Genomic DNA, 11,170 nt, shown 5'->3' on the forward strand with positions numbered 1-11,170 from the left:
GGAATTCCCCTTTTCAGCGGGTGGCGATCCCGCCCCCGACACGCTATCTAAATCAAAGGATTGCCGTCCGACAGGCGCGCGTCCACCCGGAAAATGGAATTGCAGGGCGATACAGCATGACGCGCGAGGCGATGGAATACGACGTGGTGATCGTAGGCGGCGGTCCGGCCGGACTGTCGGCGGCGATTCGCCTGAAGCAGCTCGCCGCCCAGCGCAATCACGAAGTCTCCGTCTGCGTGCTGGAAAAGGGCTCCGAGCTGGGCGCCCACATCCTGTCCGGTGCCGTGGTCGATCCGATCGGCCTCAACGAACTCATTCCCGACTGGAAGGAGAAAGGGGCGCCGCTCGAGACCCAGGTCACCGATGACCAGTTCCTCTTCCTGACCAAGAGCGGCTCCTACCGCTTCCCCAACTTCCTGCTGCCGCGGCTGATGAACAACCACGGCAACTACATCGTCAGCCTGGGCGAGGTCTGCCGCTGGCTCGGCCAGCAGGCCGAAGAGCTGGGCGTCGAGATCTATCCGGGCTTCGCCGCCGCCGAGGTGCTCTACCACGAGGACGGTTCGGTGAAGGGCGTCGCGACCGGCGACATGGGCGTCGGCAAGGACGGCAAGCACAAGGACAGCTACACGCCCGGCATGGAGCTGCACGCCAAGTACACGCTGATCGGCGAGGGTGTGCGCGGCTCGCTCGCCAAGCAGCTGATGGCGAAGTTCGACCTGCGCGACGGCGTCGATCCGCAGAAGTTCGGCATCGGCATCAAGGAACTGTGGCAGGTCGATCCCGCCACCTTCCGCAAGGGCCTGGTGGTCCACTCGCAGGGCTGGCCGCTGTCGGAGACCAACAGCTCCGGCGGTTCGTTCATGTACCATTTCGGCGACAACTTGGTCGCCATTGGGCTCGTGGTGCATCTCAGCTACGAGAACCCCTATCTCTCGCCGTTCGACGAATTCCAGCGCTTCAAGACCCATCCCGACGTCGCCAAGTATCTCAAGGGCGGCAAGCGGCTGGTCTATGGCTCGCGCGCCATCAACGAAGGCGGGCTGCAGTCGATCCCGAAGCTCACCTTCCCGGGCGGCGCGCTGATCGGCTGCTCGGCCGGCTTCGTCAACGTGCCGCGCATCAAGGGCAGCCACAACGCGGTCAAGAGCGGCATGCTGGCGGCCGAAGCGGCCTTCGAGGCGCTGGCCGGCGGCAAGACCGGCGGCGACGAGCTGATCGCCTATCCTGTGAAGCTGAAGGCGTCGTGGATCTGGAAGGACCTCGACAAGGTACGCAACGTGAAGCCCGCGCTGAAGTGGGGCACCACGCTCGGCACGCTCTATGGCGGCATGGACATGTGGCTGCACGATCTCGGGCTGCGCGTGCCGTGGACCTTGCATCACCACAAGGCCGATCACGAGACGCTGCGGCCGGCCAGCGAGTTCCAGCCGATCCAGTATCCCAAGCCCGACGGCGTGATCTCGTTCGACAAGCTCTCCTCGGTGTTCCTGTCGAACACCAACCATGAGGAGGACCAGCCGGTTCACCTGAAGCTGCGCGATCCGTCGATCCCGATCGCCGTGAACCTGCCGCTCTATGCCGAGCCCGCACAGCGCTACTGCCCGGCGGGTGTCTACGAGGTCGTGACGGCCGACAACGGTCAGCCGCGCTTCCAGATCAACGCGCAGAACTGCGTGCACTGCAAGACGTGCGACATCAAGGATCCCGCGCAGAACATCGACTGGACCGTCCCCGAAGGTGGCGGCGGCCCCAATTACCCCAACATGTGAGCCTGATGAACCGCACCCCCTTTGCGCTGCTTTCGGCAGCGCTGCTGTTCGCTCTTCCTCTCCCCGGCCAGGCCCAGCAGGGCCCGGCCCCGCAAGGCGGCGCCCGCGCGCCGACGACCCGCCCGCCCGCCATCCAGCCCGGGAGGCTGCTGGCCCCGATCTCGTTGCAGGGCCGCTACCTCGCCGCCCGGGTGGGCGAGCAGGATCACGATTACGAAGCTGCAGCCGACCAGATGGATCAGGCGCTGGCGCTGACGCCGCTCGATCCGGAACTGATCTATGCCGTGTTCCGCCTGCGCATGTATGCGGGCCGCATCGATTCCGCCGCCGAACTGGCGCCCGCCGTGCTGTCGACCCGCCCCGGCGACGGTTTCGCCAACCTCGTGATGGCGATCGAGTCGGTCAAGAAGGGCGACTACAAGGCGGCCGAGCGTCAGCTCACGCAGATCGGCGCCGAGAACCAGCTGGGCGCGCTGCGCGAATATGTGATGGCCTGGCTGAAGGCCGGCGAGAAGGACTTCGCGGCGGCTCGTTCGTTCCTTTCGCGGCTGAAGCCCGCAGCCGGCGAGCGCGCCGAGGCGCCGGCGCTGGTGATCGAGGCCCAGATCGACGAGATGGCGGGCGACAAGGACGCGGCCGAGGCAAAGTACCGCCGCGCCATATCGATCGACCGCAACGGTCTGCGTACGACGATCGCGGTGGCCGAAGGGCTGCGGCGCCTCGGCAAGGGCGACGACGCGCGTGAGATCCTGAAGACCTACGGCGAGCGCTACAGCGACTCCGTCGTCATGGATGGGCTGATGGGCCCCAACGCCCCGATGCCCAAGCCGCCGTCGCCGGCCTCGGGAATCGCCGACATCCTGTTCGACATCGGCGGAATCCTCGCGGCCGACCCACGCAACCAGCGCACCGACCTCGCCCTGATCTTCTATCAGCTCGCGACGGCGCTGAAGCCCGAGCAGGATTTCGCCTGGCTGATGATCGCGGGCGTCTACGAACAGTTCGGCCAGATCCCCAAGGCGGTCGCCGCCCTCGGCAAGATCGCTCCGACCTCGCCGCTCTACTGGCAGGCGAGGCTGCGGACGGCGGCGCTCGACGCCCAGGAAGACAAGTTCGACCAGGCCGTCGCCCGCCTCAGGACGCTGGTCGCCGAAAAGCCGGATCGTATCGACGCGGCCCTCACGCTCGCCGACCTGTTGCGCGGCAAGGATCGTTTCGCCGAGGCGGTCGCCGCCTACGACACCGCGATCTCGCGCCTCGGCAAGCCCGACGAGCGGCACTGGCAGGTCTATTTCGGTCGCGGCATCGTGCTGGAGCGCACCAAGAACTGGCCGAAGGCCGAAGCCGACATGAAGAAGGCGCTCGAACTGTCGCCCGAGCAGCCCTATGTGCTGAACTATCTCGGCTACAGCTGGATCGACCAGGGCCTCCACCTGCAGGAAGGCATGAAGATGCTGGAGCGGGCGACCGAGCTGCGGCCGGACGACGGCTCCATCACCGACAGCGTCGGCTGGGCCTACTACCGGCTCGGCCAGTACGAGAAGGCGGTGGAGTGGCTCGAGCGCGCGACCGAGCAGAAGGGCGACGACTCGACGATCACCGATCATCTGGGCGACGCCTACTGGCATGTCGGCCGCCGCCGCGAGGCCCGCTTCCAGTGGGAGCGCGCGCTGCATCAGAAGCCCGACAAGGACCGGCTGCCGGTCCTTGAGGACAAGATCGCCAACGGACTGAACCCGTCGAACGACAAGCCGACGGTTTACGAGAAGGCCGCCGACAGCAAGCAGGGCGGCTGATCGAAGGGCAGGAGGCGTGCCGCTCGCGCGAGCCAAGGTCAATCTCTGGTTGAACGTCGTGGGACGCCGCGCCGACGGCTTTCATCTGCTCGACACGCTGGTAGCCTTCACCGATCTCGCCGACGAGATCGAGGTCGCGCCTGCTTCGACCGTGTCGCTGAGGGTCGTGGGCCCTGAAGCGCCTGCGCTCGAAGGGGATTCGGACAATCTCGTATTGAAGGCCGCGCGCCTTCTGGCCGGTCGTGCCGGGCTGGCCCCGCGCGCCGCGTTCCGTCTCACCAAGCACATCCCGGTGGCAGCCGGACTGGGCGGCGGCTCGGCCGATGCCGCCGCGACCCTTCTCGCCTTGATCGACCTGTGGCGTGTGGCGATGCCCGAGGAGGAACTCTTCGATCTTGCCGCCACGCTCGGCGCCGACGTGCCGATGTGCCTCGCCGGCCGGCCGGCGCTGGCCACGGGTATCGGCGAGCGCCTCGCGCCCGTTCCCGCCTTGCCGGCCTGCGCCATCCTGCTGGTCAATCCCAGGGTCGCACTGCCCACGCCCGCCGTCTTCGGCGCCCGGCGCGGAGACTTCTCTCCGGCGCGGCCACTTGCCGGCGGCTGGCGCGATCTGGACGACTTGGCGCACGACCTCGGGCGTCGCGGCAACGACCTCACCGAAGCCGCGATCTCGCTGCGGCCGGAGGTTGGCGTCGTCCTCGACCATCTGCGGCACAGCGGGGGAGCGGCCCATGTCGCGATGAGCGGCAGTGGAGCGACCTGTTTCGCCCTCTACGGCTCGATCGCCGAAGCAGACCGCGCGGCCTCATTGCTTCCAGCGTCCTGGTGGCGGCACGCCGGCCGCCTGGCCTGAGCTACGCCCTGGCGCGGTGCCGGACGACGAGCAGGGTGGTCAGGAGAAGCACTGCCCCCGCCTGGTGCATCGTGGCGATAGGGATGCTGACGCCGCTCAGGATGGTGGCGATGCCGAGCCCGAGCTGCACGAAGGCCATCGCCGCCGCGGCCAGCGTTTCCGAGCGCGGCGCTCGCCAGGCCATGACCAGCACGCCGAGCACCAGCAGCTTGGCCAGCCAGCGATGGACGAACTGGATGGTCGTGCCGTTCTCGAAGAAGTTGATCCAGGCCGGCGAGAGGTCGAACAGGCCGGGCGGGATCCAGTAGCCCGACATGTCGGGGAAGGTGTTGTGCGCGGTGCCGGCGCGCAGGCCAGCCATGAAGGCGCCCCAGACCAGCACGACCAGCAGGAAGGCGATCAGCGCTGTCGCCTTGCGCGCGGTCTTGGCGTCGTCGCGCCGGACCGGCCGGGGACTGAGTTCGAGGATCAGCCAGACCGTGTAGGCGTAAAGGACGATCGCGAGCAGCAGGTGGGCGGCAAGGCGGTAGTGGCTGACCGAGGGCCGGTCGATCAGACCCGAGGCCACCATCGCCCAACCCAGCGCACCTTGCAGGCCGCCCAGCACGAGAAGCGCAAACAGGCGTGGCTTGAGGTAAGAGGTGAGGGCGCCGCGCCACCAGAACCAGGCCAGCGGCAGGGCGAAGACGAGACCGATCAGCCGGCCCCACAGGCGGTGGATGTACTCCAGCCAGAAGATCTCGCGGAACTCGGGCACCGTGAAGTCGCGGTTCACCAGGCGACCCTGCGGCGAGGAAAGGTATTTCTGCAGCTCCGCCTGCCACGCCGTGTCGGAGAGGGGCGGTAGCCACCCGGTGACCGGCCGCCATTCGACCATCGACAGGCCCGATTCGGTGAGCCGAGTCAGGGCGCCGATCACGATCATGAAGAAGATCATGCCGGCGACGACGATCAGCCACTGGCGCACGGAGGCGGGAACTTGCTGCATGGCCGGCGGAACATGGGGGAAGCGGGGGCCGGCGTCATCAGGCATAAATGTCGCGAAGGACGGCGCCGCCCGAGTGTCTTGCGCTTGCCGTTCGCGTTGTTTAACGGTTCGCATACGAACAATTTTCATCCATCAGTCCGGAACATCGCAATGCATGCGTCCCCGCTGGCCCCGCCGGTCACCTTCGGGTCGAGCTTCAGTGACTTCTACGATCGCGAAGGCCTGGTCAGACTGGATGCCGCCTTCGTCGACTGGCTCAAGGACGCGAACGTCGACGTCCATGCCCGCCTGCTGGCGGCGCGGGCCGCGCCCGACGCGATGGCCGCGAAGGACGAATCCAATCTGCTGATCGAGCTGGCGCGCCCGCTCGAGGATTTCATCGGGGCGCTGTTCGGGGTCGCCCTCGAAGCGGCCGAACTGCGCGCCCGCCACAGACGCCTCGCGCCGCTCTACGACTGCAAGCGCCTGTTCGTGCAGCGCTACGTCGCCCGTGCTCTCAAACCCGAGGTCGCGGCCGCCCTGGACGGGACCGCCGTCACGGCAGCCGTTAGCCTCCCCGTCACCATCGAGGCCGGGCTCGAAGCCTGGGAGCTGGCCTTCGCGCTCGTGGTTCGGGAGGCGATCGGGGCCGAGTTCAAGGTCGAGGCACCGACGCCGGAGGTCGAGGCCCTGACGCGCTACGCCGCCTGGGCGCTGCATCATCCCGAGGGCAAGAAGCGGCACCAGGATGGGCCGCTGTTCAAGGTGCCGCACAAGCTCGATTTCGAGCATCTGGTGCCGATCGAGACCGAGATCGTCGACGGTGTGACGCGCATGAAGCTGCCGCGACCGCTGCTGCGGCACCGCGAGGGTTTTGCCCTCACCGACCAGGGCTTCGATCTCGTGCGCGCCCTCGACCACGCCAACTACTGCATCTGGTGCCACAACCAGGGCAAGGACAGCTGCTCGCGCGGGCTGCGGGATCGCAAGACCGGCGCGTTCCAGAAGTCGCCGTTCGGGGTGACGCTCGCGGGCTGTCCGCTCGAAGAGAAGATCTCGGAGATGAACCTCCTGAAGAGCGAGGGATTCTCCATCGGCGCGCTGGCGATGGCCGCGGTCGACAATCCGCTGCTGGCGGCCACCGGCCACCGCATCTGCAACGACTGCATGAAGGCCTGTATCTACCAGAAGCAGGAACCGGTCGACATCCCGCAGGTCGAGACCCGCACCCTGAAGGACGTGCTGGGCCTGCCCTGGGGCTTCGAGATCTACTCGCTGCTGACGCGCTGGAATCCGCTCAATCTGCAGCGCCCGATTCCGCGTTCCTCGACCGGGCGCACCGTGCTCGTGGTCGGTCTCGGGCCCGCCGGTTTCAATCTTGCGCATCATCTGATGAACGACGGCCACACCGTGGTCGGCATCGACGGGCTGAAAATCGAGCCATTGCCGGCAGCACAGTCGGGCGTTGGAATGGACGGCGCTCGCGTACCGTTCGCGGCGGTGAAGGACGTCGCGACCTTGCGCGAAAACCTCGGCGAGCGCGCGATGGCGGGCTTCGGCGGCGTCGCCGAGTACGGCATCACCGTGCGCTGGGACAAGAACTACCTGAAGATGGTGCGGCTGCTGCTGGAGCGGCGCGCGCAGTTCTCGATGTTCGGTGGCGTGCGCTTCGGCGGCACGGTGACGGTCGAGAGCGCCTTCGCGATGGGCTTCGACCACATCGCGCTCTGCGCCGGCGCCGGCAAGCCCACCGTGCTCGACCTGCCCAACGGATTGGCGCGGGGGGTGCGCGCGGCCTCGGACTTCCTGATGGCGCTGCAGCTCACGGGTGCCGCCAAGAAGGACTCGATCGCCAACCTGCAGATTCGCCTGCCGGTCGTCGTGATCGGCGGCGGTCTGACCGCGATCGACACGGCGACCGAATCGCTCGCCTACTATCCGCTGCAGGTCGAGAAGTTTTTAGCCCGTCACGAGACGCTGGTTGCGGAACGTGGCGCTGCGGCGGTCGGGGTAAACTGGTCGCCGGAAGAGCGTGAGATCGCTGACGAGTTCATCGCGCACGCGCAGGCCATCCGTGCCGAGCGCGAGTTGGCAGCGCGCGAGGGACGTGAGCCCGCGATCACGAAGCTGGTGAACGGCTGGGGCGGCGTGTCGCTGGTCTATCGTCGCCGGCTGATCGATTCGCCGTCCTACACGCTGAACCATGAGGAAGTGCTCAAGGCGCTTGAGGAGGACATCCGCTTCGTCGAAGGCCTGTCGCCCGTCGCGGTCGAGATCGACGAGGTCGGGCAGGCGAAGGCGCTGAAGGTCGCGGGCGAGCAGAGTGGCGCCAGAGTCGAGGCGACTCTTCCAGCCCGCACGATCCTCGTCGCTGCCGGCACGCAGCCCAACACGGTGCTGGCGCGCGAGGACGCGTCGCATGCCTTCATCGATGGCAAGTATTTCCGCGCCCTCGACGAGGCGGGTAATCCCGTGACTCCCGAACGCGTCTGCAAGCCCGGCGACGTGCGCGTGCTGATGTACCGCCATGCCGACGACCGCTTCATGTCCTTCTTCGGCGACCTGCATCCTTCGTTCGCCGGCAATGTCGTGAAGGCGATGGGCGGCGCCAAGCAGGGCTATCCGGTGCTGACGCGAGCGATGACGGCGCTGCCGGCGCCCAGGCACACGCCGGCGGAGATCCTTGACGAAGCCAACCGCTCGTGGCGCGCCCGCGTGGTCCGCGTCGACCGGCTGACGCCGACCATCATCGAGGTCATCGTCGAGGCGCCGGCGGCGGCCCGCAACTTCGAGCCGGGCCAGTTCTATCGCCTGCAGAATTATGAAGCGTGTTCGCTCAAGGCCGAGGGCACCCTGCTCACCATGGAGGGCCTCGCGCTGACCGGTGCGTGGGTCGACAAGGAGAAGGGCCTGCTGTCGCTGATCGCGCTGGAGATGGGGGGCTCGTCCGACCTCTGCGCGATGCTGAAGCCCGGCGAGCCGGTGATCGTGATGGGGCCGACCGGTGCGCCGACCGAGATCGAGCCGGGCGAGACCGTCGTGCTGGTGGGCGGCGGGCTCGGCAATGCCGTGCTCTTCTCGATCGGCCAGGCCTTCCGCAAGGCCGGCAGCAAGGTGCTCTATTTCGCCGGCTACAAGCGCGTGATCGATCGCTACAAGGTCGAGGAGATCGAGGCTGCGGCCGACGTCGTCGTCTGGTGCTGCGATGAGGCGCCGGGCTTCGCCCCGGGCCGGCCGCAGGACAAGTCGGCCGTCACCAACATCGTCGAGGCGATGCGCCTCTATGCGTCGGGCGAACTCGGCGACCAGCCGATTCCCTACAGTGCGGCCGATCGCATCGTGGCCATCGGCTCCGACGGCATGATGAACGCAGTGCGGCTGGCGCGGCATGCGGCGCTGAAGCCGTATCTGAAGCCCGAGCACGTGGCCTTCGGCTCGATCAACTCCCCCATGCAATGCATGATGAAGGAGATCTGCGCCCAGTGCCTGCAGCTGCACCGGGATCCCGAGACCGGCAAGGAGACGGTGGTCTTCTCCTGCTTCAACCAGGACCAGCGGCTCGACCTGGTCGACTTCAACAACCTGCGCCAGCGCCTGCGCCAGAACTCCGTGCAGGAAAAGATCGGCGCCCTCTGGATCGACAGGTCGCTGCGCCAGATCGGCGTTCGTGGTTAGACGAAGATCTTCCGTGCCACGATCACCACCAGGGCGATCGACGCCACGACGATCACGAGCAGCGTGAGCACGATCCCGGCCGCCCGGCCGGGATTGGTGTCCGCCGTCCGGGCGAGGCCGAAGGCATGCGCCAGACGCGCGACGATGAAGCCGATGCCCAGCGCATGGACCAGCACCCGCGAGCCGCCGCAGATTTCGAGCAGTGCCATAAGGACCAGCACCAGGGCCGCGTATTCGGCGAAGTTCCCGAAGACGCGGCTCATGCGGCTCATCGCGGCATCGCCGCCGTCACCGATGCTGACCCGGCTCCGGAAGCGCTGGCGGATCACGAGGGAAGCGAGCAGCACACAGAGGAGGCCGGTGAGGGCGGCATAGAAGGCGGTGACGAACGGCAGGGCCGGCATTGCCATGAGGGGACCTCTTAAGGAGCGCGCACGAAGCGGAACAGGACCTTCTCCTGACTGTAATAGCGCAGCTGGTCCACGACCTTTGGGAAATATTCGCTGCCCACCGTCACCGGCATGAAGGCGTCGAGGTCGAGGGGGCGCACGCCGACATGGAAACCCGCGTCGCTGAACGCCCTGGCGACGGCGTCGAGCGAGTGGTCGTAGAGCGGGATCGACGAGGTTTCGGCGATCAGCTTGCGCCAGCGCGGCCACACGGCGCTGTCCTTGTGGCAGCCCATGGCCGCGACGTAGGTGCCGCCCGGCTTCAGCGCCGCCTTGATGTCGGTCGCGTGCGCGGCGAGGTCGGGCAGCAGGTAGAGCACTTCGTGGCTGAAGGCGAAGTCGAAGGTGAGACCGAGGGTGGCCGCACTCTCGCTCACCCTGTAGTCGATCGGGCGGTGACCCTTCAGCAGCTCGGCGCGGTCCACCGACTCCCGCGCGATGTCGATTCCGGTCGCGGCCTTGAACGGGTGACGGTCGTACAGCATCCGCAGGAAGCCGCCCTGGTTGCAGCCATAGTCGAGCACGGTCGACGGACGGAGATCCTCGTAGACGGAAACGTCGATCATGCGCCGCCAGATCGGCGCATGGGCCGCGCCCATCGCCTCCTCGTCGGCGGCGTTGCGGTTCCAGGTCCGGATGATGGAAGACCGTTGCATCGCTTCCTCCTTCGGAAAGAAGCGAGCCTATCATGCCATTGTTACGCTCGCCCTAATCAGGCTCGCCCGCGCCAGGGATGGATCAGGAGCGGGCCTGCGATCAGGCTGCCGAAGGTGACGATGCCGACGGCGATCGCGACGAACACGCCCGGCAGGCCCCAGCCGAGTTGCTCGATGGCGAACCAGCCGCCCAACGACGCCACGAACAGTCGGGTCACGCCGGCGGCGAAGGGGGCCTTCATGCGGCCGGCGCCCTGGCTGGCGAAGGACAAGGTCATGCCGATGCCGAACACGAAATAGAAGGGCGCCACACGCGTCACGTAGGCCACGGTGGCGGCGACCACATCGGGGTCGTTGGTGAACAGATGGGCCCAGCCTTCCGGGAACAGCGCGACGAGCCAGCCGAAGACGCCGATGCCGAAGCCCGCGACCAGGCTGCCGATCCACGCGGCGCGGACGGCGCGGCGCCAGTCGTTGGCGCCGGCGGCCACGCCCACGATCGTCGTGAGGCCCGAGCCTATGCCGAAGGCCAGCGGCACCAGCATGAATTCCAGCCGCACGCCGATGCCGTAGCCGGCCAGGGCGGCGATACCGAAGCGGCCCACCAGCCCGGTGACCAGCATGGCCGTGAGGTTGGCGGTGAAGGCGGAAAAGGAGGCGATGAGGCCGACCCGCAGGATCTCCCAGAACAGCCGGCCTTGCAGGGGAATGCCTGTGGTGGCCGGCACGAAGCCCAGTTTACCGCCCCACAAAGCGCGCGCCTGCAGCAGCGCTGAGACCGCCGAAGTCAGCAGTGAGGAGATGGCGGGGCCGGCCATGCCCATGCCCGACCAGCCGCCGAACCCCAGCGCAAGCACGTAGGAGAGCGGCACCTGCGCGGCCGACGAGATCAGCATGTAGCGGCCGGGAGTGGCCGCGTCGCCGCCGCCGCGCAGCAGGGCCGACAGGAAGAAGTTGGCCCAGATGAAGATCGAACCCGTGAACAGCACGTGGGAATAGGTG

Annotated in this window: 8 protein-coding genes; 4 read left to right on the forward strand and 4 right to left on the reverse strand. The window is 67.4% G+C overall.

Annotated elements, in window-relative coordinates; genetic code table 11:
* The first annotated feature begins 116 nt into the window (after positions 1-116).
* Genes ACT6UX_RS27395 through ACT6UX_RS27405 form a run of 3 tightly spaced genes read left to right on the forward strand, consistent with a single transcriptional unit; the run spans position 117 to position 4,421 of the window.
* Positions 117-1,772, forward strand: coding sequence for an electron transfer flavoprotein-ubiquinone oxidoreductase (locus ACT6UX_RS27395; RefSeq protein WP_444778326.1), 1,656 nt, complete (start codon positions 117-119; stop codon positions 1,770-1,772).
* Positions 1,773-1,777: 5 nt separating this feature from the next.
* The gene (locus ACT6UX_RS27400; RefSeq protein WP_444778327.1) at positions 1,778-3,568 is read left to right on the forward strand and encodes a tetratricopeptide repeat protein; all 1,791 of its coding nucleotides are present in this window, start codon (positions 1,778-1,780) and stop codon (positions 3,566-3,568) included.
* 16 nt (positions 3,569-3,584) lie between these two features.
* Positions 3,585-4,421 (forward strand): 4-(cytidine 5'-diphospho)-2-C-methyl-D-erythritol kinase, encoded by an 837-nt coding sequence (locus ACT6UX_RS27405; protein ID WP_444778328.1) that lies wholly within the window; start codon positions 3,585-3,587, stop codon positions 4,419-4,421.
* Between the two features lies 1 nt (position 4,422).
* Here the strand turns inward: ACT6UX_RS27405 and ACT6UX_RS27410 are convergent, their stop codons facing one another.
* Positions 4,423-5,409: a COX15/CtaA family protein gene (locus ACT6UX_RS27410; RefSeq protein WP_444778329.1), complete on the reverse strand. Its 987-nt coding sequence runs from the start codon at positions 5,407-5,409 to the stop codon at positions 4,423-4,425.
* A gap of 150 nt (positions 5,410-5,559) precedes the next feature.
* Here ACT6UX_RS27410 and ACT6UX_RS27415 point away from each other — a divergent pair, with 150 nt between their 5' ends.
* The gene (locus ACT6UX_RS27415; protein ID WP_444778330.1) at positions 5,560-9,063 is read left to right on the forward strand and encodes an FAD-dependent oxidoreductase; all 3,504 of its coding nucleotides are present in this window, start codon (positions 5,560-5,562) and stop codon (positions 9,061-9,063) included.
* On the opposite strand, the gene ACT6UX_RS27420 is transcribed toward ACT6UX_RS27415, so the two are convergent.
* The 3 genes from ACT6UX_RS27420 to ACT6UX_RS27430 form a co-directional block, all read right to left on the reverse strand.
* Entirely contained in the window at positions 9,060-9,473 is a 414-nt protein-coding gene (locus ACT6UX_RS27420; RefSeq protein ID WP_444778331.1) for an MAPEG family protein, read from the reverse strand. The genes ACT6UX_RS27415 and ACT6UX_RS27420 overlap by 4 nt on opposite strands.
* An 11-nt stretch (positions 9,474-9,484) precedes the next feature.
* Positions 9,485-10,168 carry a class I SAM-dependent methyltransferase gene (locus ACT6UX_RS27425; protein ID WP_444778332.1) on the reverse strand — a complete coding sequence of 228 codons (684 nt, stop codon included), beginning with the start codon at positions 10,166-10,168 and terminating at the stop codon, positions 9,485-9,487.
* 56 nt (positions 10,169-10,224) lie between these two features.
* Positions 10,225-11,170, reverse strand: a 946-nt coding sequence (locus tag ACT6UX_RS27430; RefSeq protein ID WP_444778333.1) for an MATE family efflux transporter, incomplete at its 5' end; no start/stop codon positions are given.

This window comes from Reyranella sp., from assembly GCF_052439685.1.
Lineage (GTDB): Bacteria > Pseudomonadota > Alphaproteobacteria > Reyranellales > Reyranellaceae > Reyranella.

What these genes read in the sequence shown, in the direction of transcription:
- ACT6UX_RS27395 (WP_444778326.1), top strand. Translation starts at nt 117, where the DNA reads ATGACGCGCGAGGCGATGGAATACGACGTGGTGATCGTAGGCGGCGGT.
- ACT6UX_RS27400 (WP_444778327.1), top strand. Translation starts at nt 1,778, where the DNA reads ATGAACCGCACCCCCTTTGCGCTGCTTTCGGCAGCGCTGCTGTTCGCT.
- ACT6UX_RS27410 (WP_444778329.1), bottom strand. Translation starts at nt 5,409, where the DNA reads ATGCAGCAAGTTCCCGCCTCCGTGCGCCAGTGGCTGATCGTCGTCGCC.
- ACT6UX_RS27415 (WP_444778330.1), top strand. Translation starts at nt 5,560, where the DNA reads ATGCATGCGTCCCCGCTGGCCCCGCCGGTCACCTTCGGGTCGAGCTTC.
- ACT6UX_RS27420 (WP_444778331.1), bottom strand. Translation starts at nt 9,473, where the DNA reads ATGGCAATGCCGGCCCTGCCGTTCGTCACCGCCTTCTATGCCGCCCTC.
- ACT6UX_RS27425 (WP_444778332.1), bottom strand. Translation starts at nt 10,168, where the DNA reads ATGCAACGGTCTTCCATCATCCGGACCTGGAACCGCAACGCCGCCGAC.